Annotated in this window: 18 protein-coding genes and 4 tRNA genes; 5 read left to right on the plus strand and 17 right to left on the minus strand. The window is 62.2% G+C overall.

All coding sequences use genetic code 11. The features are described from left to right. Positions 1–48: 48 nt before the first annotated feature. The 12 genes from rpoB to BM269_RS05840 all read right to left on the minus strand — a co-directional run bounded on the left by rpoB (position 49) and on the right by BM269_RS05840 (position 9,546). Positions 49–4,158, minus strand: coding sequence for a DNA-directed RNA polymerase subunit beta (rpoB, locus tag BM269_RS05785; RefSeq protein WP_090436075.1), 4,110 nt, complete (start codon positions 4,156–4,158; stop codon positions 49–51). A 190-nt stretch (positions 4,159–4,348) separates the two neighbouring features. Then, complete coding sequence (gene rplL, locus BM269_RS05790) at positions 4,349–4,720, minus strand: 50S ribosomal protein L7/L12 (protein WP_090436076.1); 372 nt, start codon at positions 4,718–4,720, stop codon at positions 4,349–4,351. Positions 4,721–4,784: 64 nt separating this feature from the next. Next, entirely contained in the window at positions 4,785–5,282 is a 498-nt protein-coding gene (rplJ, locus tag BM269_RS05795) for a 50S ribosomal protein L10 (RefSeq protein ID WP_028103002.1), read from the minus strand. Positions 5,283–5,587: 305 nt separating this feature from the next. Further along, positions 5,588–6,283 carry a 50S ribosomal protein L1 gene (gene rplA / locus BM269_RS05800; RefSeq protein ID WP_090436077.1) on the minus strand — a complete coding sequence of 232 codons (696 nt, stop codon included), beginning with the start codon at positions 6,281–6,283 and terminating at the stop codon, positions 5,588–5,590. Between the two features lie 2 nt (positions 6,284–6,285). Further along, positions 6,286–6,717, minus strand: coding sequence for a 50S ribosomal protein L11 (gene rplK, locus BM269_RS05805; RefSeq protein ID WP_090436078.1), 432 nt, complete (start codon positions 6,715–6,717; stop codon positions 6,286–6,288). An 89-nt stretch (positions 6,718–6,806) separates the two neighbouring features. After that, a complete protein-coding gene (nusG, locus tag BM269_RS05810) occupies positions 6,807–7,406 on the minus strand; it encodes a transcription termination/antitermination protein NusG (protein WP_055928282.1) in 600 nt (199 codons plus the stop codon). Beyond that, entirely contained in the window at positions 7,406–7,789 is a 384-nt protein-coding gene (gene secE, locus BM269_RS05815) for a preprotein translocase subunit SecE (protein ID WP_090436079.1), read from the minus strand. The genes nusG and secE overlap by 1 nt, the downstream gene beginning before the upstream one ends. 36 nt (positions 7,790–7,825) lie before the next feature. After that, a tRNA-Trp gene (locus BM269_RS05820) sits at positions 7,826–7,901 on the minus strand. A 79-nt stretch (positions 7,902–7,980) separates the two neighbouring features. Continuing rightward, the gene (tuf, locus tag BM269_RS05825; RefSeq protein ID WP_090436019.1) at positions 7,981–9,171 is read right to left on the minus strand and encodes an elongation factor Tu; all 1,191 of its coding nucleotides are present in this window, start codon (positions 9,169–9,171) and stop codon (positions 7,981–7,983) included. Positions 9,172–9,239: 68 nt separating this feature from the next. Then, a tRNA-Thr gene (locus BM269_RS05830) sits at positions 9,240–9,314 on the minus strand. Positions 9,315–9,336: 22 nt separating this feature from the next. After that, a tRNA-Gly gene (locus BM269_RS05835) sits at positions 9,337–9,410 on the minus strand. A 50-nt stretch (positions 9,411–9,460) separates the two neighbouring features. Further along, positions 9,461–9,546 (minus strand) — tRNA-Tyr (locus tag BM269_RS05840). 198 nt (positions 9,547–9,744) lie between these two features. On the opposite strand from BM269_RS05840, the gene BM269_RS05845 reads away from it, so the two are divergent. Next, a complete protein-coding gene (locus BM269_RS05845; protein ID WP_229204514.1) occupies positions 9,745–13,002 on the plus strand; it encodes an EAL domain-containing protein in 3,258 nt (1,085 codons plus the stop codon). Between the two features lie 27 nt (positions 13,003–13,029). On the opposite strand, the gene BM269_RS05850 is transcribed toward BM269_RS05845, so the two are convergent. The 3 genes from BM269_RS05850 to BM269_RS05860 all read right to left on the minus strand — a co-directional run bounded on the left by BM269_RS05850 (position 13,030) and on the right by BM269_RS05860 (position 17,976). Further along, positions 13,030–14,586: an HDOD domain-containing protein gene (locus tag BM269_RS05850; protein WP_090436080.1), complete on the minus strand. Its 1,557-nt coding sequence runs from the start codon at positions 14,584–14,586 to the stop codon at positions 13,030–13,032. Between the two features lie 24 nt (positions 14,587–14,610). Next, on the minus strand, positions 14,611–16,263 hold the full coding sequence (locus BM269_RS05855) for a tetratricopeptide repeat protein (RefSeq protein WP_090436081.1): 1,653 nt from the start codon (positions 16,261–16,263) through the stop codon (positions 14,611–14,613). A 135-nt stretch (positions 16,264–16,398) separates the two neighbouring features. Continuing rightward, positions 16,399–17,976: a DUF3369 domain-containing protein gene (locus BM269_RS05860; RefSeq protein ID WP_090436082.1), complete on the minus strand. Its 1,578-nt coding sequence runs from the start codon at positions 17,974–17,976 to the stop codon at positions 16,399–16,401. 144 nt (positions 17,977–18,120) lie between these two features. On the opposite strand from BM269_RS05860, the gene BM269_RS05865 reads away from it, so the two are divergent. Then, a complete protein-coding gene (locus BM269_RS05865; protein ID WP_090436083.1) occupies positions 18,121–18,612 on the plus strand; it encodes a chemotaxis protein CheW in 492 nt (163 codons plus the stop codon). Here BM269_RS05865 and BM269_RS05870 read toward each other — a convergent pair. Both BM269_RS05870 and BM269_RS05875 read right to left on the minus strand, forming a co-directional pair. Beyond that, complete coding sequence (locus BM269_RS05870; RefSeq protein WP_090436084.1) at positions 18,609–19,559, minus strand: J domain-containing protein; 951 nt, start codon at positions 19,557–19,559, stop codon at positions 18,609–18,611. The two genes, BM269_RS05865 and BM269_RS05870, sit on opposite strands and share 4 nt — an antisense overlap. Positions 19,560–19,571: 12 nt before the next feature. Next, positions 19,572–20,720, minus strand: coding sequence for a class I SAM-dependent methyltransferase (locus BM269_RS05875; protein ID WP_090436085.1), 1,149 nt, complete (start codon positions 20,718–20,720; stop codon positions 19,572–19,574). 53 nt (positions 20,721–20,773) lie between these two features. On the opposite strand from BM269_RS05875, the gene BM269_RS05880 reads away from it, so the two are divergent. From BM269_RS05880 to ttcA, 3 genes are read left to right on the plus strand one after another with little or no spacing between them, the layout of a single operon-like run. After that, positions 20,774–21,550 (plus strand): SDR family oxidoreductase, encoded by a 777-nt coding sequence (locus BM269_RS05880; protein ID WP_090436086.1) that lies wholly within the window; start codon positions 20,774–20,776, stop codon positions 21,548–21,550. A gap of 22 nt (positions 21,551–21,572) precedes the next feature. Beyond that, entirely contained in the window at positions 21,573–21,971 is a 399-nt protein-coding gene (locus tag BM269_RS05885) for a dihydroneopterin aldolase (protein ID WP_090436087.1), read from the plus strand. After that, entirely contained in the window at positions 21,968–22,873 is a 906-nt protein-coding gene (gene ttcA, locus BM269_RS05890) for a tRNA 2-thiocytidine(32) synthetase TtcA (protein ID WP_090436088.1), read from the plus strand. Before BM269_RS05885 ends, ttcA begins: the two co-directional genes overlap by 4 nt. Position 22,874: the final 1 nt, after the last annotated feature.

Raw genomic sequence — 22,874 nt, forward strand, 5'->3', positions numbered from 1 at the left:
GAGGGCCCAGTGTCTGACCCTGCGGGTCAGACACTGCTTTACCGGTTTTTAGTTGCGTTCCAGGTCGATGTCGATACCCAGGGAACGGATCTCTTTCACCAGCACGTTGAACGATTCCGGCATGCCGGCGTCGATCACGTGGTCGCCCTTGACGAGGTTTTCGTACACTTTGGTACGGCCGTTCACGTCGTCGGACTTCACGGTCAGCATTTCTTGCAGCACGTACGACGCGCCGTACGCTTCCAGTGCCCACACCTCCATCTCACCGAAGCGCTGGCCGCCGAACTGGGCTTTACCGCCCAGAGGCTGCTGCGTCACCAGCGAGTATGGACCGGTGGAACGGGCGTGCATCTTGTCGTCGACCAAGTGGTGCAGCTTCAGCATGTGCATCACGCCCACGGTGACTTTGCGCTCGAACGCTTCGCCGGTGCGGCCGTCGTACATGGTGACCTGGTTCTTGGACGGGGTCATGCCCAGGTGCTTGGCGATATCGTCCGGATACGCCAGGTCCAGCATGCGGCGGATTTCCGATTCGTGCGCGCCGTCGAACACCGGAGTCGCGAACGGCACACCCTTCTTCAGGTTGTATGCCAGCTTCATGATCTCGTCGTCGGACAGGGAAGCGATGTCTTCCTTGGCGCCGGACTCGTTGTACACGGTGGTCAGGTACTTGCGCATCTCTTCGACTTTGATCTGCGCTTGCAGCATTTCGCCGATACGGATGCCCAGGCCCTTCGCTGCCCAACCCAAGTGGGTTTCCAGGATCTGGCCCACGTTCATACGGGACGGAACGCCCAGTGGGTTCAGCACCACGTCTGCCGGGGTACCGTCAGCCATGTATGGCATGTCTTCCACCGGAACGATACGCGAGACCACACCCTTGTTACCGTGGCGGCCCGCCATCTTGTCGCCGGACTGCAGACGGCGCTTGACGGCCAGGTACACCTTGACCATCTTCTGCACGCCAGGCTGCAGTTCGTCGCCCTGGGTCAGCTTCTTGCGTTTCTCTTCGAAGGCCAGGTCGAACTGGTGGCGTTTCTCGGCGATGGATTCCTTGATGGCTTCCAGGGCCTTGGCCATGTCTTCGTCGGCAGGACGGATGTCGAACCAGTGGAACTTGTCCAGGTCGTCCAGGTAATCCTTGGTGATCTTGGCGCCTTTGGCCAGCTTCTTAGGGCCGCCATTCACAACTTGGCCGATCATCATCTTTTCCAGACGCTGGAAGGCGTCGCCTTCCACGATACGCATCTGGTCGTTCAGGTCCAGGCGGTAGCGCTTCAGTTCATCGTCGATGATCTGCTGGGCGCGCTTGTCGCGTGGGATGCCTTCGCGGGTGAACACTTGCACGTCGATGACGGTACCCACCATGCCGGATGGAACGCGCAGCGAGGTGTCTTTCACGTCGGAGGCTTTTTCGCCGAAGATCGCGCGCAGCAGCTTCTCTTCCGGGGTCAGCTGGGTTTCGCCTTTCGGGGTCACCTTACCGACCAGCACGTCGCCGGCTTGCACTTCAGCGCCGATGTACACGATGCCGGATTCGTCCAGGCGTGCCAGTTGGTTCTCGGCCAGGTTCGAAATATCGCGGGTGATTTCTTCCGCGCCCAGCTTGGTGTCACGCGCCACCACGGACAGTTCTTCGATGTGGATCGAGGTGTAACGGTCGTCTTTGACGACGTTTTCCGAGATCAGGATCGAGTCTTCGAAGTTCAGGCCGTTCCATGGCATGAAGGCCACGGTCATGTTCTGGCCCAGTGCCAGCTCGCCCAGGTCGGTCGATGCGCCGTCGGCGATCACGTCGCCCTTGGCCACGCGGTCGCCCACTTTGACGATCGGACGCTGGTTGATGTTGGTGTTCTGGTTGGAACGGGTGTACTTGATCAGGTTGTAGATGTCCACACCGACTTCGCCAGCCTGTGCTTCTTCATCGTTGACGCGGATCACGACGCGGCCCGCGTCGATGTAGTCCACCACGCCGCCGCGCAGGGCCTGCACGGTGGTGCCGGAGTCGACTGCCACGGTACGTTCGATACCGGTACCGACCAGCGCCTTTTCAGGACGCAGGCAAGGCACGGCCTGACGCTGCATGTTGGCGCCCATCAGTGCACGGTTCGCGTCATCGTGTTCCAGGAACGGAATCAGCGATGCTGCCACGGACACGATCTGGCCTGGGGCAACGTCCATGTACTGCACGCGCTCCGGCGACACCAGGATGGTTTCGCCGGCTTCACGGGACGACACCAGTTCGTCGACCAGCTTGCCTTCGTCATTGATCATGGCATTTGCCTGGGCAATGATGTAGCGGCCTTCTTCGATGGCGGACAGGTAATCGATCTTGTCGGTGACCTTGGAGCCTTCAACCTTGCGGTATGGGGTTTCCAGGAAGCCGTATTCGTTCAGGCGGGCGTACAGTGCCAGCGAGTTGATCAGGCCGATGTTCGGGCCTTCAGGCGTTTCGATCGGGCATACGCGGCCGTAGTGGGTCGGGTGCACGTCGCGCACCTCGAAGCCGGCGCGTTCGCGGGTCAGACCGCCAGGGCCCAGGGCCGAGACGCGGCGCTTGTGGGTGATTTCCGACAGCGGGTTGGTCTGGTCCATGAACTGCGACAGCTGGGACGAACCGAAGAACTCGCGGATAGCAGCCGAGATCGGCTTGGAGTTGATCAGGTCGTGCGGCATCAGGTTGTCGGCTTCGGCTTGGCCCAGGCGTTCCTTGACGGCGCGCTCAACGCGCACCAGGCCGGCGCGGAACTGGTTCTCGGCCAGTTCGCCCACGCAACGTACGCGGCGGTTACCCAAGTGGTCGATATCGTCGACTTCGCCGCGGCCATTGCGCAGCTCAACCAGGATCTTGATCACGGCCAGCACGTCTTCGTTCGACAGGGTCATGGCGCCGGTCAGTTCATCGCGGCTGATGCGGCGGTTGAACTTCATGCGGCCCACGGCCGACAGGTCGTAGCGGTCCGGGCTGTAGAACAGGCCGTTGAACAGCGCTTCCACCGACTCTTCGGTTGGCGGTTCGCCAGGACGCATCATGCGGTAGATCGCCACGCGGGCAGCGGTCTGGTCGGCGGTGTCGTCGATCCGCAGGGTCTGGGAAATGTAGCCACCCTGGTCCAGGTCGTTGGTGTACAGGGTCTGGATGGTGTTGATGTTGGCGTCGCGCAGCTTGCCCAGGGTTTCCTCGGTCAGCTCGTCGTTGGCCAGGGCCACCACTTCGCCGGTTTCCTGGTCAACGATGTTCTTCGCCAGTACGCGGCCCAGCAGGTAGTCTTCCGGCACGGAGATGTGCTGGATGCCGGCTGCTTCGATTTCGCGCACGTGCTTGGCGTTGATACGCTTGTCTTTGGTGACAATGGTCTTGCCCGACTTCGGATCGACGATGTCGAAGCGCGCGACTTCACCGCGCAGGCGTTCGGACACGAACTCCATCTCCGCGCCTTCGGAGCGCAGGTTGAAGTTGTCGAAGACGAAGAAGTTCGCCAGGATCTGTTCCGGGGTCATGCCGATCGCCTTCAGCAGGATCGATACCGGCATCTTGCGGCGGCGGTCGACGCGGAAGTACAGGATGTCTTTCGGGTCGAACTCGAAGTCCAGCCAGGAACCGCGGTAAGGGATGATACGTGCCGAGAACAGCAGCTTGCCGGACGAGTGGGTCTTGCCGCGGTCGTGCTCGAAGAACACGCCTGGCGAACGGTGCAACTGGGACACGATGACACGCTCGGTGCCGTTGATCACGAACGAACCGGTGGTCGTCATCAGGGGCAGTTCGCCCATGTAGACTTCCTGTTCCTTCATTTCCTTCACGACCGGCTTGGTTGGCGATTCCTTGTCCAGGATCACCAGGCGCACCTTGGCGCGCAGCGGGGAAGCGAAAGTCAGGCCGCGCAGTTGGCATTCCTTGACGTCGAACGCCGGGTCACCCAGGACGTAGGACAGGAATTCCAGACGGGCGAAGCCGTTGTGGGAAACGATTGGGAAGATCGACGTAAAAGCCGATTGCAGGCCTTCGTTCTTGCGTGTTGCAACAGGAGTGTGCTCTTGCAAGAAGTTCTCGTAAGACTCGAGCTGGGTAGCCAGCAGGAACGGAACGTTGTGGACGTTGGCGCGTTTCGCAAAGGACTTGCGAATGCGTTTCTTCTCAGTAAATGAGTAGTGCATGGACACTCCGTGTGAGACAGGAAAAGGTAGAGAATTCAGCGTTGCGGGCGCGCTTCGCAAGACTCAATTCACTATAAAACAACAACTTCTACTTCAGAGACGACAAAGGAGCCAAGGGCGGACCCACCCTTCCGGATGAGATCCGCCGCATTGGCTTCCTAAACTAAGGCAGTTACCCGCCTTGGTTCAATTACTTCAGATCGGCCTTGGCGCCAGCTTCTTCCAGTTTCTTCTTACCGGCTTCAGCGTCAGCTTTCGACAGAGCTTCTTTCACAGTCTTCGGTGCGCCGTCGACCAGGTCTTTGGCTTCTTTCAGGCCCAGACCGGTGATTTCGCGAACTGCCTTAATCACGCCAACTTTGTTAGCGCCGACTTCGGACAGAACCAGGTTGAATTCGGTCTGTTCTTCAACAGCAGCAGCCACAGCGCCGCCAGCTGCTGGAGCAGCCATTGCAGCAGCGGACACGCCGAATTTTTCTTCGAATGCCTTAACCAGTTCGTTCAGGTCCATTACGGACATTTCGGATACTGCGTTCAGGATGTCGTCTTTGGAAATTGCCATTTGAAACTCCTAATTTGTTTGTAGTACTACAGAATTGGTATTGACTAAGAAACCTGGCCAGCAATTAAGCGGCTTCGGTTTCTTTCTTGGCTGCCAGAGCAGCCAGGCCACGTGCAAAGCCCGACACCGGAGCCAGCATAACGCCCAACAGCTGCGAAATGAGGACTTCACGGGAAGGAATGCTCGCCAGTGCGGTAACGCCAGCTACGTCGAGCTGTTTACCTGCATAGTTACCAGCCTTCAGGACCAGTTTGTCGTTGGTTTTAGCGAAGTCGGCGAGGACTTTAGCTGCGGCAACGGCATCATCCGAGATCGAGTAGATCAGCGGACCGGTCATGGAATCGGCCAGGGCGGCGAATTGCGTGCCTTCTACTGCACGACGTGCCAGGGTGTTCTTCAGAACACGGATGTACACGCCTTGCGCACGCGCATTAGCACGGAGTTTAGTCAAGTGACCAACCTGGATGCCACGGTACTCGGCCACAGCGATAGTTTGCGCAGTTGCTACTTTTGCGGAAACTTCGGCAACGACGGCCTTTTTGTCATTCAGATTGAGACCCACGGTCTTCTCCTTAAATAATGCTCGGCTTGCGCCTCGCATCGGTTCGAACAACGGCGTCCGAGGTTTAGGAGTCTAAAGGGACTGCATAAACTTGTTCGGGATCACCATCTGCGTTGGGAGCCCTTCGGCTATTAACCAGATGCCTACCTGATGCATCCAGCCCAACGGTCTTTGAAGGCGCGGCCGGGTTACCCCGGCCAGCCCAAAGATCCGCCTATCCTTCCGGATAGGACTTAATACTATTCAGCCGGTACCAGGGGCCAACACGCTGCGCGTGTCAGCCACTGATACCGGTAATTTGCTACTTAGCCGTTCAGGCCAGCGTGGTCTACGCGTACGCCAGCGCCCATGGTGGACGACAGGGATACTTTGCGCAGGTACACGCCTTTGGACGACGCTGGCTTAGCCTTGTTCAGGGCGTCGATCAGAGCAACCAGGTTGGTCTTCAGATCAGCGTCGGTGAACGACTTGCGGCCGATGGTGGCGTGGATGATACCTGCCTTGTCGGTACGGTACTGAACCTGGCCGGCTTTCGCGTTTTTCACAGCGGTAGCGACGTCAGGGGTAACGGTGCCAACTTTCGGGTTAGGCATCAGGCCACGTGGGCCCAGGATCTGGCCCAGGGTACCAACGATACGCATGGTGTCTGGGGAAGCGATCACGATGTCGAAAGGCATGTCGCCGGCTTTGACGCGCTCAGCCAGGTCTTCCATACCAACCACGTCAGCGCCGGCAGCTTTCGCTTGCTCAGCCTTGTCGCCGGTTGCGAACACAGCAACGCGAACGGTCTTACCGGTGCCTGCTGGCAGAACCACGGAACCACGTACCACCTGGTCGGACTTCTTAGGGTCCACGCCCAGCTGAACGGACACGTCGATCGATTCGTTGAACTTGGCGGTCGCCAGTTCTTTAATCAGAGCAACAGCGTTGTCGAAGGCGTACACTTTGGTACGGTCTACTTTAGCCTTGATGGCTTGAGCGCGCTTGGACAGTTTTGCCATGATTAGATGCCCTCTACGGTGATGCCCATCGAACGTGCGGAACCAGCGATGGTGCGCACAGCGGCTTCCAGATCGGCAGCGGTCAGGTCCGGGGTCTTCAGTTTAGCGATTTCTTCAGCTTGAGCGCGGGTCAGCTTGCCTACCTTGTCGGTATGTGGCTTGGCCGAACCTTTTTGCACGCCGGAGTGCTTCTTGATCAGGAAGGTTGCTGGAGGAGTCTTCATCACGAAGGTGAAGGACTTGTCCGCGAACGCAGTGATCACGACTGGGATTGGCATGCCTGGTTCCATACCTTGGGTCTGCGCGTTGAACGCTTTGCAGAATTCCATGATGTTCAGACCGCGCTGACCCAGTGCTGGGCCGATTGGAGGGGATGGGTTTGCCTTACCAGCTGGAACTTGCAGCTTGATAAAGCCAATGATTTTCTTTGCCATTTGGGCACTTCCTATCGTTGGATTGAGTAGTAGCGCCCCGCACGCGGCGGGGCTCCTCTTGTTTGGCTGATTAGACGCTCAGCCAGGCGTTAAACTTTTTCGACTTGACCGAACTCGAGTTCGACTGGGGTCGCACGGCCGAAGATGGTGACCGAAACACGCACCTTGGATTTTTCGTAGTTGACTTCTTCGACGTTGCCGTTGAAGTCGGTGAACGGGCCATCCTTGATGCGGACTTGTTCGCCCACTTCGTACAGCACTTTTGGCCGCGGCTTTTCCACGCCTTCCTGCATTTGCTGCATGATCTTGTCGATCTCGCGCGCAGGAATCGGGGTTGGCTTATTCGATTTACCGCCGATAAAGCCCGTCACCTTGCTGGTATTTTTCACCAGGTGCCAGGTTTCGTCGGTCATTTCCATTTCCACCAGAACGTAGCCCGGGAAGAAGCGGCGCTCGGTAACGGACTTCTGGCCATTACGAACTTCAACGACTTCTTCGGTCGGCACCAGGATCTGGCCGAACTGGTCTTGCATACCGGCGCGCTCAACGCGCTCCATCAAGGCGCGCTGAACGCTTTTCTCCATACCGGAGTAGGCGTGCACAACGTACCAGCGCTTGTTGCTGACTGGGGTCGACACTGCCTGCGCAGGCTCTTCCTTGCCTGGCTCGTCTTGTACAATTTCGCTCATTATTTCTTCCAACCCAGGATGAGGTCGTACAACACAAATTCGAGGATCTTATCCGTGCCCCAGAGGAAAATCGCCATCACCAGCACAAAGGCAAACACGATCAGGGTAATCTGACGGGCTTCTTTGTGGGTAGGCCATACAACCTTCTTGGTCTCGCGAACGGATTCTTTCGCAAAATTCAGGAAATCACGGCCTGCGGCAGAGGTGTACGCGATGCCGGCGGAAATGAGCAAACCAACCACAAGCGCGGCTGCCCGCACCAGGGTTGGTTTACCGGTCAGGACGAAAAACCCGACCACGCCTGCAATCAACGCCACAACTGCCAACACGACTTTGAACTTATCGTTCGTCGTGCTAACGGTTTGCACGGATTGATTAGACATTTACTTTTTACTTTCGGTGCCCTGCACCAGATTCGGTGGCAGGGGCGGAGGGCATCGAACCCCCAACCTTCGGTTTTGGAGACCGACGCTCTGCCAATTGAGCTACGCCCCTACGTAAAACTTTACAGTGGAATCCGTAATTCTAGCACCCATCAGCGACGGGCGCTAGTCTTGGCTGGATTCTTTTCGCCTTAGCCCAGGATCTTGGCTACGACGCCCGCGCCGACGGTACGGCCGCCTTCACGGATTGCGAAACGCAGACCTTCTTCCATCGCGATCGGGGAGATCAGCTTGACGGTGATGGAGACGTTGTCGCCTGGCATAACCATTTCTTTGTCCGCTGGCAGTTCGATCGAACCGGTCACGTCGGTGGTACGGAAGTAGAACTGTGGACGGTAGTTGTTGAAGAACGGGGTGTGACGGCCGCCTTCATCTTTCGACAGAACGTAGATCTCGCCGGTGAAGTGGTCGTGCGGCTTGATCGAACCTGGCTTGGCCAGAACCTGGCCACGCTGGACGTCTTCACGCTTGGTGCCGCGCAGCAGCAGGCCAACGTTGTCGCCGGCTTGACCCTGGTCCAGCAGCTTGCGGAACATTTCCACGCCGGTGCAGGTGGTTTTCACGGTGTCGATGATACCGACGATTTCGATCTCTTCGCCGACCTTGATGATGCCGCGCTCAACACGACCGGTCACCACGGTACCGCGGCCGGAGATCGAGAACACGTCTTCCACAGGCATCAGGAAGGCGCCGTCAACTGCGCGCTCTGGGGTTGGGATGTAGGTGTCCAGGGCTTCAGCCAGGCGCTCGATGCAAGCTTCGCCCATTTCGCCGGCTTGGCCTTCCAGTGCCATACGTGCCGAACCTTTGATGATTGGCAGGTCGTCGCCTGGGAATTCGTACTTGGACAGCAGCTCGCGCACTTCCATTTCGACCAGTTCCAGCAGTTCTGCGTCGTCGACCAGGTCGCACTTGTTCAGGAACACGATGATGTATGGAACGCCAACCTGGCGTGCCAGCAGGATGTGCTCGCGGGTCTGTGGCATTGGGCCGTCAGCTGCGGAGCAAACCAGGATCGCGCCGTCCATCTGCGCAGCACCGGTAATCATGTTCTTGATGTAGTCGGCGTGGCCTGGGCAGTCAACGTGAGCGTAGTGACGGTTGGCAGTCTCGTACTCGACGTGGGCGGTGTTGATGGTAATGCCGCGTGCTTTTTCTTCTGGAGCAGCGTCGATCTGGTCGTAAGCTTTAGCTTCGCCGCCGAATTTCTTCGACAGGACGGTTGCGATAGCAGCGGTCAGGGTGGTCTTGCCATGGTCAACGTGACCGATGGTGCCAACGTTCACGTGCGGCTTAGTCCGCTCGAACTTTTCTTTTGCCATTTTAGACTCCTAACAAATGTTGAGTTGCTGGGCACGCGCCCGACTATCAGATGGATACTGCAGAATTCTGGTGCCCTTGACGTGGATTGAACACGTGGCCTCTCCCTTACCAAGGGAGTGCTCTACCACTGAGCTACAAGGGCTTATTTTTACTACTGTGCTGCTTGGAGCGGGTGAAGGGAATCGAACCCTCGTCATAAGCTTGGAAGGCTTCAGCTCTACCATTGAGCTACACCCGCGAGGTTCCGACTACTTTCGACTACAACTTCACTCAGCTACCTGCAAGCTTTGGTGGAGGGGACTGGATTCGAACCAGTGTACTCATAAGAGGGCAGATTTACAGTCTGCTGCCTTTAACCACTCGGCCACCCCTCCGCGAAGGAACCGCAGAGTATGAAGCAACTTTCCAACACTGTCAATACCGTTATTTGCTTATTTCGCAAACGCTGCATGACGTGCGCTTCGGGGCGAGATTGTAATGGCTAGTCCTGCAAATTTGCAAGTGTTGTTTTTGCGTTGCACCTTTTGCTTTAAAATCGGTCAACTCATCCCGTGCACCGGAGCGCTCATTCTGTGAAGCATCCCTCCCCCGGCTGGCAGCCAACGCTGGCCGCCAACCTGCTGATGCTGGCGGCCTACGCGCTCATTGGCCGCTGTTGCCTTTACCTGTCGCTGGCGCCCGGCTATGCAAGCCCGCTGTTCCTGCCGGCCGGGATCGCCCTGGCCGGTATTGTCACCTTCGGGCCGCGCCTGCTGCCCGGGATTGCCATCGGCGCCCTGCTGATCAATTTCCTGCCCTTGCCGGGCGCGCCCAATCCGCTCACCCTGCCACCCTTGCCGCAAGGCCTGGCCGCGCTCGCCGCGGCCTGTGGCGCCGCCCTGCAAGCCTGGCTGGGCATGCTGTACTTCCGCCGTGCGATTCGCCCGGAAATCGGTGCCGGCCGCGATGTGCTGCGCTTCCTGCTGCTGGCCGTGTGCGTCACCCTGGTGAGCAGTACGCTGTCCAATGGTGTCGCGCTCGCCGCCGGCGCCATTGCTCCCGGGTACCTGCTGACGAGCTGGCTGACCTGGTGGATTGGCGACGCCATCGGCGTGCTGCTGGCCGCGCCGCTGTGCTGGGTGCTGTTCGGCCAGCCGCGCGGCTTGTGGCAGCGCCGCCGTTTGCTGGTGGGCGTTCCGCAACTCTTGCTGGTCGCCCTGTGCGTGATGCTGTACGTGCTGGTGGCGCGCTGGGAGACCCGGCAACACCTGGAGGGTTTCCGCCTCAAGGCGCAGCAGGTGGGCGATGCGCTGCAGTCCCGCTTCAGCGAGCATGAGCGCTATGTGTTTGCCATGGCGCGCGCCATCAACCGCTATGGCCGCGTGATGTCGGCGCAGGGCTTCGACAAGATCGCACACGGTTACCTCGACCAGCGGCCCGAACTGCTGTCGATGGCCTGGCTGCGCCCGGTCTCCGAGGCGGAGCGCCCGGCGTTCGAAACCTGGGCACGCGATGCCATCGGGCCCGATTTCCGCATGATCGCTCCCGCCACCGGGCCGGGCCATACCCACAGCCATGCCGCGCACGGCCAGGCCGCGCCGCCGCCCGGCGACCATATGGTGACCTTGTTCATCGAGCCTGCCGCACGCCGTCATTACCAGGGCCTGGACTGGCTGGCCGAACCGGTACGCGCCCAGGCCGTGCGGCTAGCCCTGCGCACCGGCAAGCCGGTGGCCAGCGCGCCGGTCATGCTGTCCATGCCCGGCGAAGGCAGCGGCGTGGTGCTGCTGCAGGCGGTCGATCCGGGCGACGGCCAGCCGGCGGCCGGCATGCTGCTGCTGGCCATGCAAATCGATTCCTACGTCAACGGCGCGCTGGCCAGCGCCGACTTCCCGCACATCCAGGCCCGCCTGGTGGACCGCAGCAAGCCGGGACCGACCACCCTGGTCGACCTGCTGTCGCGCGCGCCGAACGACGATGACTACTGGCGCCAGCTCAGCCTCGGCGGCCGCGAGTATGAGCTGGTACTGGCACCCTCGGCCGCCTACATGGTGCACCAGCATGGCTGGCAGAGCTGGCTGGTGCTGAGTGCGGGCCTGATGCTGACCGGCCTGCTGGGCGCACTGATGTTGCTGACCAGCGGCGAGCGCGCCCAGATCCAGCAACAGGTCAAGGAAGGCACCCTCCGCCTGCGCGAGCGGGAAGCCCGCCTGCAAGCCATCCTCGACAAGGCGGCCGACGCCATCCTGACCATCGGCGCCGACGGCTTGCTGATGTCCGCGAACGCAGCGGCCTGCCGCCTGTTCGGCTATCCGGCCGAAGCACTGGCCGGCATGCCGATGGCGGTCCTGCTGCCGGAAGCGGAAAGCGATAGCGCGGCGCGCCTGCTGCGCAATATTGCCAGCGGTGCCACCCATGAGCATGAATCGAGCGGCCGCCGTCACGATGGCAGCATCTTCCCGATCGCGATTTCAGTGAGCGAGGTGGAACTTCCGGACGGTAATGTGTTCGTCGCCATCCTGCACGACCTGACCGAGCAGCAGCGCGCGCAGGAACGCATCTACAAGCTGGCCCACCACGATCCGCTGACCGGCCTGGACAACCGCCTGTCGCTCAATCTGCGCCTCGACCAGTTGCTGGCGCAGGCCCGCCGCGCCAGCGGCACGGCGGCGGTGATGTTCCTCGACCTGGACCACTTCAAGAAGATCAACGACACCCACGGCCACGCCACCGGCGACCAGCTGCTGGTGGCGGTGGCGGACCGCCTGCGCGAGCTGCTGCGCGAGGTCGACACCATCGCCCGGCTTGGCGGCGATGAATTCATCGTGGTCACCGGCGGCAACGTCACGCCGGCCGAGGCCAGCCAGATCGCGCTACGCATCGTGGCTGCGCTGGCCGAGCCGTTCCAGCTGGCGGGCAAGACCATCCATAGCGGCACCAGCGTCGGCGTGGCCATGTTCCCGCCCGACGGCCATGACAGCGCCACGTTGCTGCGCCATGCGGATACCGCGATGTACGCCGCCAAGAGCCAGGGCCGCGGCAATTTCCAGTTTTTCGAAGCGGCCATGAATGCCGCCACGCACGAGCGCTTGATGATGGAAAGCCGCCTGTGGCAGGCGCTGGAGCGCAAGGAATTCGAGCTGTACCTGCAGCCGCAGGTGGAACTGGCCACGCGCCGCGTGATTGGCGCCGAAGTGCTGCTGCGCTGGCACCATCCGGAACTGGGCATGGTGGGGCCGGATCGCTTCATCCCGATTGCGGAAGAATCGGGGCTGATCCTGCCGCTGGGGGATTGGGTGCTGCAGCAGACGGTTGGCCTGCTGCGCCGCTGGCAAGGGGCGCTGCGGCTGGCGGTCAACCTGTCGGCGCGCCAGTGCCACGGCGGCGCCCTGCTGCCGCTGCTGGACCAGTTGCTGCGCGAGAGCGGGATTGATCCCGCACTGCTGGAACTGGAAATTACCGAATCGGCGGCGATGCAGGACCCGGAACGCAGCCGCGATCTGCTGCGCGAGCTGCGGGCACGCGGGATCAAGGTGGCGATCGATGATTTCGGCACTGGGTATTCGTCGCTCAGCTACCTGAAGCTGTTTGAGATCGACCGGATCAAGATCGACCGCGGCTTCGTCAAGGATATCGAGAGCGATCCGAACGATGCGGTGATCGTGGCTGCCACCATCGGGCTGGCGCATGCGCTGGGGTTGGGCGTGGTGGCGGAAGGCGTGGAGACGGAGGCGCAGCTGGAGTTCTTGCGCGGTAAGCACTGCAATGAGGCGCAGGGGTATTTGTTTGCGCGGCCGATGCCGGTTGCGGAGTTCGAGGCGCTTGCCGGGCGGTTGCCGCCGCCTGCCTGAAAGCCGGCAAACCGGTGTCTGGCCGGGTTAGGGCGACAAGGCTGCCAGCACCTGCGCCTTCAACGCCCGGATCAGCGATGTCTCGTCCGGCGGCACGCCTTCGGGCGCCGGCTGTGCGCGATCCGCATAGAACAAGCCAAGCTGCACGCCCTGCAACACCAGCGGCAGCACGATAAAGCTGCGCGCGTCCGGCAGCAGATCGAGGTGCCACTTCGGCAACAGGTCGCGGATCTTGGCCACGCTGGCATCCGCGATCATCAGGTCGGCGTCATTCTCCAGCGCCAGGTGGAACAAGTCCTTCCCCTGCAACGGAAACACGAAACCCTCCTGCCGCAAGGCCCGCTTGTCGCCCAGCGCAATCCGCGCCCGGAACTGCGACGTCTTCGCATCCTTCAGGCACACCGTCGCAAAGCGGAATCCCATGCTGCGGTACAAGGTCTCCAGTACCGCCTGCACCAGTTCATTGACGCGCGCCTTGCCCTCCACCCGCATCTCGGTCAGCTCCTGCACGCCCGCCAGCAACTGCTCGCGCGCGTCATACGGCTTGCCGCTCGGGTAAGCGCCCTCTTTGGCGCCGGAATCCAGGCTGGCCAGCGCCAGCACGCTCGGCAAGGTCCCGGCGGCGGCGGGCGCCTCGCCCGATTCCGCATACGGGTCACCCGGTTCGCCGGCGGGCGCGCCCGCAGCGCCATCCAGTTGCATGCTGTTCAACAACGCATCCATGCTGCTGCGCGCACGCGTCAGCACCGTGGTCACCTGCTCGCGCTCCAGCCCCAGCGAGCTGCCGAAGCGCTGCTGCAGCAGGCGCACATCGTCGGGAGCGACGCCGCCGAGGCGCGTCAGCGCACGCGCCGCGTCCATGCTGAAGTGCACCACCTGCCGTATCCATTCCGTGCGGTCCGCCGGCGGCCGCAAGGTGCTGCCGTACAAGGGTGCCAGCGAGCGGATGATCACGTCGGGGATCTTCCATTCACGCAGTACGGTGGCCGTCAGCGTGTCATACGTGCTGCCCAGGATCATTTGCGAAGCCTGGCCTTGCGAATGCTCGCCGGCCACCACCAAGGCATTGATTTCGCGGAAGCGATCGTGCTCGCGCGATGCAATCAGCAACGGCCCCAGGTTCTTGAACAGCGCCCCGATGGCCGCTTCTTCCGCCTTCTGGTAAGGGCTGTAGCGCGCCAGCTCCCGTCCTACCAGGCTGGCGCACAACGCCGCCTCCAGTTCCACGCGCACGCTTTGCGCGTGCTTGCTGTTGGCCATGGTGTCGACCAGCAGCATGGCCAGCGCCGTGGTCTTCACATTATCGAAACCAAGCAGCGAAATCGCATGGGAAATTGTGGTTACCGGCGCGCCCGACGCCTGGCGGTATTGCGGCGTATTGGCCAGGCGCAGGATCTTCTGCGTCAGCGCGACATCGGACAGCACGTGGTAAGCCAGGCTTTGCGTGCCCTGGTCGTCCGAGTCGGCCATCTGCACCACGCGCGCAATCGACACGCCGAGCGCGAACAAGCCCTCATCATCGCTGCATAGCTTCTTCAGCAGGTAGGCGCGGACCGGGCGGTCTTCTGGTGGATTCGAGCTCATGGCCCATTGTAGCGCCAGCGGCTATCAGATCGCGACGCGCACTCCTGCTTCACGCCGCGCTGCCGGCCGGATGTTGTATTTCTTCAATATGTCCTGGTGCAAGCCCGCCAGCGCGTTCAGTTTGTCGTTGGCCGGGTCGAGGCGGCGCACGGTGGCCACCAGTGCCAGCACGTGGCGGCCAAGCGCGTCGTCCCAGCCCTGGTTTTCCAGGCACTTCAAGATCGCGACCGCCGCGTTGAAGGCCACCTGGGCGTTGTCCGGCAGCTTGGCCACGGCTTCCAGCATCAGGTCGACGGCGCCACGGAAGTCGCCTTTCTTGGCCAGCGCCGCGCCGGCTGCCACCATTTCGCCTACCTCGTTGCGGCTTTCGTCGGCCAGGCGTTGGCCCAGCTCCGCATGGCCGCTCTTTTCCATCATGCGCATGGCGCGCTCCATGGCGCCCGGTGTGGCGGCATTGCGCATCACGTCGCGCATCACTTCGGTCGCCTGTTCCTCCTTGCCCACTTCCAGGCAGGTGCGCGCCAGTTCCATCTTCATTTCATTCGACAGGCCGCTTGCCGTGCGCACGCCGCTCACCGCGTAGTCCAGCGAGGCATTCATGCGCGCCACGTTGCCGGTGAATTCGTGCAGCGCGGCAGAAGCGATGGCGCTGCAAACGTCGGTGTTGGGGGTGCCGGACAGCGATTTGTCCAGGTCGCGGATCACCGCGGCGGCCTGCACCGGGTCGCCTTTCTTGACCAGGGTTTGCGCCAGCTTGGCGTGGTCTTCCGGCGTGCGGAATTCGGAATAGCGGGTCTTGCTGACCACCTGCTTGAAGGCGCGCTCGGCGCCATCGACGTCGCCCGCCTCCAGCGCCACTTCACCCAGGCGGCGCAGGCGCCGCACCGCATGCGGCGACAATTCGACCGCCTCGGCCAGTACCGCTTGCGCTGCCGCCGGGTCGCCATTCGCTTCATGCGTGCGCGCCAGCCAGTCGTAGGCATCGAGGAAGCGGCTGTTCTTGCCCAGCAGGTCTGCCAGCAGGTCGCGCGCCTCATCGTAGCGGCCGCGCAGGTACAGGGTCTTGGCCTGGCCCAGGCGCGCCCACGGCACCTGGCGGCTGTCCCACAACTCGGCATACAGCGGCCCCGCCAGCTCCGGCTCGCCGGCCTGGATGTGCATTTCCGCGCGCAGGCGGCGGAATTCCATGGCAAAGCGCGGCTGCGCCGCCTCGCCTTCTTCGCACGCTTCGATCGCCGCGCGCAAGTCACCCATGTCGACCAGCTGGTAGACCGGCAGCAGGGCGTTGCGGCGGTCCAGGGCGCGCCAGATGCGCTCCAGCATGGCATCGGCAGCGAACGGCTTGAGGATGTAATCGTTGGGCATCAGCTCGGCGGCGCTGACCACCTTGCTGAATTGGCCTTCGCCGGTGACCATGAAGAACATGGTGGAGGCATTGATCAGGCGATGGTGGCGCAGGTCTTCCAGCATTTGCTGGCCATCCTGGCCGCCCTCCAGGGCGTACTCGCACAGGACCAGGTCGTAGATCCGGGTTTCCAGCGCGCGGATAGCCTGGTTGGAACTGGCTGCATCGTCAATCCGCACCAGGCCGCACAAGCTCAGCATATTGTGCAGGCTGGCGCGCATGCTGGGATTGGGCTCGATGACCAGCGCTGTCAGGCCCTTCAGTTCATTCATGGCTTTCGGCGGAGGACACAGGGCTAGGGCTGTCCTTATTTTAGCGCTTGCGCGCTGCACGCCGTGAAATTTGGAGAGAATCAGGCTGGCAGCGCGGCGCGGCTGCCACAGTCGGGCTCGCTCAGCGGCTTTTCTTCAGGGCTGGCCCAGGCCGGGGTTGCGTTCGACCACGTCGTTCAGGGCCGCCACCACTTCCGGATCGAACTGGGTGCCGTTGCGGTCGCGGATATAGGTCATCACCTCCGGATACGGCCATGGTTCCTTGTACGGACGCTCGTGCAGCAGGGAATCGAAGACATCGACCACCGCCACGATGCGCGCTGACAAGGGAATCTGCTTGCCCTTGAGCTGGCTCGGATAACCGCCGCCGTCCCAATGCTCATGATGGCCACCGGCAATTTCCGCGCCGTAAGTCAGGTAGCTGACGCCGTCCACCATATTGGCCGCACGTTCCAGCACGCTGCGCCCCACCGCCGCGTGGGTTTGCATCAAGGCGCGTTCGTCGTCGGTATGGGCGCCCGGCTTCAGGAGGATATGGTCGGGCGTTGCCACCTTGCCCACGTCATGCAGGATGGAGGCGAGGCCGATCATGTCGACCAGTTGCGGCGTCAGCTCGTCGTCATACACGCCGCGCTCGCGCATGCGCGCAGCGATGGCCGAGGACAGTTGCTGCACGCGCCGCACATGGCCGCCGGTGCAGCCATCGCGGAACTCCGCCAGGTCCGCCAGCGCCACCACGGTGGCTTCCTGCGCCTTGCGCAATTGGCCGAACATGTACAGGTTGTCGAAGGCGGCCGCGATACGCTCGCAGAACACTTCCAGCAGGTCGCGCTGGATCTGGGCCAATGGCCAGGGCGGCGTGACCGAAATCAGCACGTCGCGGCTTTCCTGGGTGTGGATGAACAGCACGTTGGCGGGGTGTTCGAACTGGCTCTTCTTTTCCTGGAAGGCTTTCCGGATGGTCGGCCACAACGGGTGGTTTTCCGGCATCTGCTCGTTTTCCGCCAACGGCGCATAGCCGCCGGTGGCCGCCACCACGGTGGTGTCGCCGGTATCGACCTGCATCAGGCACAACACGCCGTCCGCCCCCACGTCGAGGATCGCGGACACCTGGTTCAGCACGCCGGACGCGAATTCGCGCAGCGAATGGATCTGGTACAGGTTGGTCGCGCCGGCCAGGATCTTGCCCAGGCCGATGCGCGAACGCTCCAGCATGTTCAGGCTCTCATACGCGCGCAGGGCCGAGATCACCGTGGTGAACAGCTTCTGCGTGGTGAGCTCGGTCTTCGCCTTGTAGTCGTTGATGTCGTATTCGATGATCACGCGCTGTTCCGGCGCCTGGCCCGGCTGGCCGGTACGCAGCACCACGCGCACGATGGAGTTGTGCAACTCTTCACGGATGCGGCGCGCCAGCAGCAGGCCGGCATCGTCGGTTTCCATCACCACGTCCAGCAGGACCAGGGCGATGTCCGGCGTATCGCGCAGGATGTCGAACGCCTCGCGGCCGCTGTAGGCCGAGAACAACTCCAGCTCGCGTCCCTTGAAACTGACATTGCGCAGCGCCAGGCGGGTCACCGCATGCACGTCCTGGTCGTCGTCCACAATCAGCACGCGCCACAGCCGCTGTTCAGGCGATCCGGTCGAAGTTGGCTGCTTCTCTTCTTCGTCTTCTTCGAGCAGCCAGTTGTCTTCGACGGCTTGAGGGTCCGCCATGAAGTCTCCTTGATCAAAATGCGCTAATCTTTACATCCAGCATAATCAGATTTGACTTGGCTAGCAATTAAAAATTGCCCGCTCGTAAATCGCTTTGCACTCTGATACGCTTTGACAACACCGATTTTGCTGAAGGAAAAAACCATGCAAGTTACCGCGCAAGAAGACGCTAGCCAAGGCAAGGAATTCCTGGCATTCAAGCTGGGTGCCGAAGAGTATGGCATCGATATCCTGAAGGTGCAGGAAATCCGCGGTTACGAAGCGGTGACCCGCATTGCCAATGCGCCCGAGTTCATCAAGGGCGTGATCAACCTGCGCGGCATCATCATTCCGGTGGTGGACATGCGCATCAAGTTCAAGCTGGGCGAACCGGTGTACGACCAGTTCACGGTGGTGATCATCCTGAACATCAATGGCCGCGTGGTGGGCATGGTGGTGGACTCGGTATCCGACGTGACCACGCTGACGCCCGAGCAGATCAAGCCGGCGCCGGACCTGGGCACCGCCTTCAGCTCGGAATACATGATCGGCCTCGGCACCATCGACGAGCGCATGCTGATCCTGGTGGATATCTACCGCCTGATGGCCAGCCCGGAAATGGGCCTGAGCGAGACCCTGGCCGCCGGCACCGCTTAACCGTTCTTGTGCGTGCAGCCGCTCTGGCCGGCGCCCAGGTTCAGGTTCTGGTAGCGGATTTCGTATTTGCCGTTCGATAGCTGGTCGACCACCAGCTTGTCGTGCGGCTGCACATAGGCGTAGCGCACGTTCGAGCGGCGCTCCAGGTCGTACACCTTGATGAACACCGGCGCGGCGTTGGCGCTGTTGTCCAGCGTCAGCTGCATGTCTTCGCCCTTGTTCCCGACCGGGAAACCTTCCACATAGCCCGACTGTACCGGCCACGGTTCGCCGTTCGGCGCGACGGCCGGGGAGACCTCGGCTTCGCAATCGACGGCGGCGCCAGGCAGCACCACTTGCGACAGGGCCAGCACCTTGATCGGCGGGGCCGCGGCTGCGGCGATCGACGGTTCCGGCGAATACGGCTTGGCTACGGCCCAGCCATCGTCCGGCGTGACCTTTTCCACCCGCGGCGGATGGATTTTCGGGGTGGCGGCGGCGGTGGCCGTCAGCTCCGCAGGGGGCTTGCCGCCCCAGGCGCCGGCCAGCACGCTGGACATGGCGCGCGGCTCCGTCACCGTCAACACGCCGCCCAGCCAGCCGGCGGCGGCGGCACCGCTCACCGTGCCCCAGAAGCGCCAGGACTTCAGCACCCGGCGCCGGCGCGGCAGGTCGAGCTGGTCCGACCAGCCCGGTTCATGCGCCGGCTCGTGCCTGGTGCTTTCCAGCCATTCGATTTCCCATTCTTCCTGGGTGATCCACTCATCGTGCTCCTTGCGCCGTTGCGGATCGGACAAGGTGCCATAGGCCGTGTTGACGATCGCCATGATGCGGGCCGCCTTCTCATCCCCCGGATTCTTATCAGGATGATATTTCTGGCTCAGCGCTTTGTACGCGGCACGTATGACTTCCTGTGGCGCGCCGCGCGCTACCTTCAGGTTGTCATAGTGAGTATGTATCTTTCCCATCTCTCAATCATATTACAAACGGTGGCTGCGGTCGCTACGCAGCAATTGCGCGGGCAGCTCGCTGCCGTGGCCAATCACCAGCACCTTGAACAATTCTCCCATTTCGGCCGGAGAAAGCAATTTCTGCAGTGCGTTGGCGTGCGGCAGGTAATGCAGCGCGTCGGCCGGGTCGTAGCGCTGGATCAGCTCGCCGATGCCGGCGCCGAGCAGGAAGCCGGCCTGGCTGTTATAGGCCATGACCTCGGCCCCTGCATCCTGCGCCGCCAGCGCCATCGCGGTGAAGTCGACGTGGGCGGTGATGTCCTGCAGGCCGGGCAGGTAGAACGGTTCCGCGTGGGCATGGTGCCGGTAGTGGCACATCAGGGTGCCGGTGGCACGGTCACCCAGGTAGTACTCGCGCGCCGGGAAGCCGTAGTCGAACAGGAAGGCGGCGCCTTTGCCCTGCGCCAGCATGGCGGCCAGCGTGGCCATGAAGGCGCAGCCGGCGGCATGCACTTCGGTCACGTAGCCGACCGGCAGGCGTCCGGCATCCGGCACCTGGCGTTCGATTTGCGCCAGCAGCGCGGCGTCGGCGGCCACGGGACGCCAGGCGAAGCCGGCTTCCGTGGCGGCGACGTGCAGCGATTGCCAGCCCTGTTCGGTGAGGGTGACCACGTCGACCGGCATCGCATCCAGCACTTCATTGCCGAAGACCGCGCCCTGGAACGATTCGGGCAGCGCATCGAGCCAGCGCACTTGCGGGAAATCGCGCAGCAGCTCCTGCTGGCGCGCGCGCAACTCGCCGGACAGTTCGACGATGAAATAGCGCTCGACCACGATGCCTGCACCGGCCGCCTCGCTCAGGATGTCCTTGGCCAGCTTGCCGGTCCCGGCGCCGAATTCGAGGATATGCGGCGCGCTTTGGGCCATAATAGCGGCTGCAACATGCGCCAGCGATTGCCCGAACAGGGCGCTCAGCTCAGGGGCAGTTGTAAAATCGCCATCTTTGCCCAGCTTGGCGGCCCCGCCGCTGTAATAGCCCAGGCCGGGCGCATACAGCGCCAGTTCCATGAAGCGCGAGAACGGGACGGCGCCACCTTGCCGCGCGATGTCGTCGGCAATCAGGCGCTGCAAGGCTTGGGACGCGGCCAGCGCGTCGGGGGAAGGTGCTGGTAAAGACATGCCGGCATTGTAGCGGTTCAGCGCTGCCCGGCGCCATTTTGCTCGTGTTGACTATGACTACAACTTCTCTGGAAAATCCGCGCGTGGCCCTGGTGACCGGCGCCGGCCGCCGCCTGGGACGCGAGATCGCGCTCGGCCTGGCACGCGCCGGCTGGGATATCGCCGTCCACTATCGCCACTCGCACGACGAGGCGCGCGAAGTGGCGCAAGCCGTGGCCGCCCTGGGCCGCCGTGCCGTCACGCTGCAATGCGACCTGTCCGATGAAGAAGCCGTGCGCGGCCTGCTGCCGGCGGCGCTGAAGGCGCTGGAGCGGGTCGACTGCGTGGTCAACAACGCCTCCCTGTTCGATTACGACAGCGACCTGAATTTCAGCCAGGCCCGGCTCGACGCGCACATGCACGCCAATGTCGCGGCGCCGATCCAGCTGGCGCGCGCCCTGTACGACGCCACGCCGGAAGGCGGCCAGGCCGTGGTTGTGAACCTGCTGGACCAGAAGCTTTATAATCTCAACCCTGATTTCCTGTCCTACACCCTGTCCAAGGCGGCGCTGCAGGCGGCCAACACCATGCTGGCCCAGTCGCTGGCGCCAAAGGTCCGGGTAGTGGGCGTGGCGCCCGGCATCACCATGGTGTCGGGAGACCAGAGCGAGGAAGGCTTTGCCAAGGCGCACATCCAGACGCCGCTGGGCCGTTCCAGTACTCCCGAGGACATTGCCGCCGCCGTGGTCTATGCGGCAGGCGCGCGTGCGGTGACCGGCACCACCCTGCTGGTCGATGGCGGCCAGCATTTGCTGCCGTCGCCGCGCGATGTGATGTTCCTTACCAAATAACTTCATTGAAGGTTTACGCACCATGCTGTCCGCCCTGATTCACCCGCAACTGCAAGACTGCCGCCGGCTGTTCCTGCGCAACTATGAAGTGCTGATCAATATCGGCGTGCACGATTTCGAGAAGAAAGGCGAGCAGCGCGTCCTGATCAACGTTGACCTGTACATCCCGCTGTCCGTGTCGACCCCGAAGGCCGACGAACTGCACGAAGTGGTCGACTACGACTTCATGCGCGAGACCATCGCGCGCCGCATGGCCGAAGGCCACGTGCACCTGCAGGAAACCCTGGTGGACGACGTGGTGCGGGCGATGCTGGCGCATCCAAGCGTGCGCGCCGCCCGCGTATCGACCATGAAGCCGGATGTGTACCCGGATTGCGAAGGCGTGGGCGTGGAAGTATTCCAGATCAAGGACGCAGCATGAACGCGGTAGTGGACACCAAGGCCGAAGACAAGACCGCCTACGAGAACAACAAGCTGCACAAGCGCCTGTGCCGCCTGGTCGGCCAGGCCATCGGCGACTTCAACATGATTGAAGACGGCGACAAGGTGATGGTCTGCCTGTCCGGCGGCAAGGATTCTTACGCCCTGCTCGATATCCTGATGACGCTGCGCGAGCGCGCGCCGATCAACTTCGAGATCGTGGCCGTCAACCTGGACCAGAAGCAGCCGAACTTCCCGGCCCACATCCTGCCGGCCTACCTGGAAAAACTGGGCGTGCCGTTCCACATCGAGAACCAGGACACCTACTCGATCGTCAAGCGCCTGATCCCGGAAGGCAAGACCACCTGTTCGCTGTGCTCCAGGCTGCGGCGCGGCATCCTGTACCGCGTGGCCGATGAACTGGGCTGCAACAAGATCGCCCTGGGCCACCACCGCGACGACATCCTCGAGACCTTCTTCCTGAACATGTTCTTCGGCGGGAAGATCAAGGGCATGCCGGCCAAGCTGGTGTCCGACGACGGCAAGCATATGGTGATCCGCCCGCTGGCCTATGTGAAGGAAGAGGACACCGAGCGCTATGCCGCGGTGAAGAACTTCCCGATCATCCCGTGCGACCTGTGCGGCTCGCAGGAGAACCTGCAGCGCAAGCAGATCAAGGCCATGCTGCGCGACTGGGAGAAGAAGCACCCGGGCCGCGTGGAGAACACCTTCTCCGCCTTGTCCACCGTGGTGCCGTCGCACCTGATGGACCGCGAGCTGTTCGGCTTCAAGGACCTGAAGACCGACGGCATCGCCAACCCGCTGGGCGATATCGCCTTCGACGAAGAGCCTTGCTCCACGCCGGCAACCATGCCGGGCGTGATCCCGCTGCAAGCGGAATAAG

Origin of the sequence: Duganella sp. CF458 (assembly GCF_900113115.1) — a bacterium.
Lineage (GTDB): Bacteria > Pseudomonadota > Gammaproteobacteria > Burkholderiales > Burkholderiaceae_D > Rugamonas.

Excerpts from the sequence above, each read along its gene's own strand:
- rpoB (WP_090436075.1), bottom strand. The coding sequence starts at position 4,158 with ATGCACTACTCATTTACTGAGAAGAAACGCATTCGCAAGTCCTTTGCG.
- rplL (WP_090436076.1), bottom strand. The coding sequence starts at position 4,720 with ATGGCAATTTCCAAAGACGACATCCTGAACGCAGTATCCGAAATGTCC.
- rplA (WP_090436077.1), bottom strand. The coding sequence starts at position 6,283 with ATGGCAAAACTGTCCAAGCGCGCTCAAGCCATCAAGGCTAAAGTAGAC.
- rplK (WP_090436078.1), bottom strand. The coding sequence starts at position 6,717 with ATGGCAAAGAAAATCATTGGCTTTATCAAGCTGCAAGTTCCAGCTGGT.
- nusG (WP_055928282.1), bottom strand. The coding sequence starts at position 7,406 with ATGAGCGAAATTGTACAAGACGAGCCAGGCAAGGAAGAGCCTGCGCAG.
- secE (WP_090436079.1), bottom strand. The coding sequence starts at position 7,789 with ATGTCTAATCAATCCGTGCAAACCGTTAGCACGACGAACGATAAGTTC.
- tuf (WP_090436019.1), bottom strand. The coding sequence starts at position 9,171 with ATGGCAAAAGAAAAGTTCGAGCGGACTAAGCCGCACGTGAACGTTGGC.
- BM269_RS05850 (WP_090436080.1), bottom strand. The coding sequence starts at position 14,586 with ATGAGCTCGAATCCACCAGAAGACCGCCCGGTCCGCGCCTACCTGCTG.
- BM269_RS05855 (WP_090436081.1), bottom strand. The coding sequence starts at position 16,263 with ATGAATGAACTGAAGGGCCTGACAGCGCTGGTCATCGAGCCCAATCCC.
- BM269_RS05860 (WP_090436082.1), bottom strand. The coding sequence starts at position 17,976 with ATGGCGGACCCTCAAGCCGTCGAAGACAACTGGCTGCTCGAAGAAGAC.
- BM269_RS05865 (WP_090436083.1), top strand. The coding sequence starts at position 18,121 with ATGCAAGTTACCGCGCAAGAAGACGCTAGCCAAGGCAAGGAATTCCTG.
- BM269_RS05870 (WP_090436084.1), bottom strand. The coding sequence starts at position 19,559 with ATGGGAAAGATACATACTCACTATGACAACCTGAAGGTAGCGCGCGGC.
- BM269_RS05875 (WP_090436085.1), bottom strand. The coding sequence starts at position 20,720 with ATGTCTTTACCAGCACCTTCCCCCGACGCGCTGGCCGCGTCCCAAGCC.
- BM269_RS05880 (WP_090436086.1), top strand. The coding sequence starts at position 20,774 with ATGACTACAACTTCTCTGGAAAATCCGCGCGTGGCCCTGGTGACCGGC.
- BM269_RS05885 (WP_090436087.1), top strand. The coding sequence starts at position 21,573 with ATGCTGTCCGCCCTGATTCACCCGCAACTGCAAGACTGCCGCCGGCTG.
- ttcA (WP_090436088.1), top strand. The coding sequence starts at position 21,968 with ATGAACGCGGTAGTGGACACCAAGGCCGAAGACAAGACCGCCTACGAG.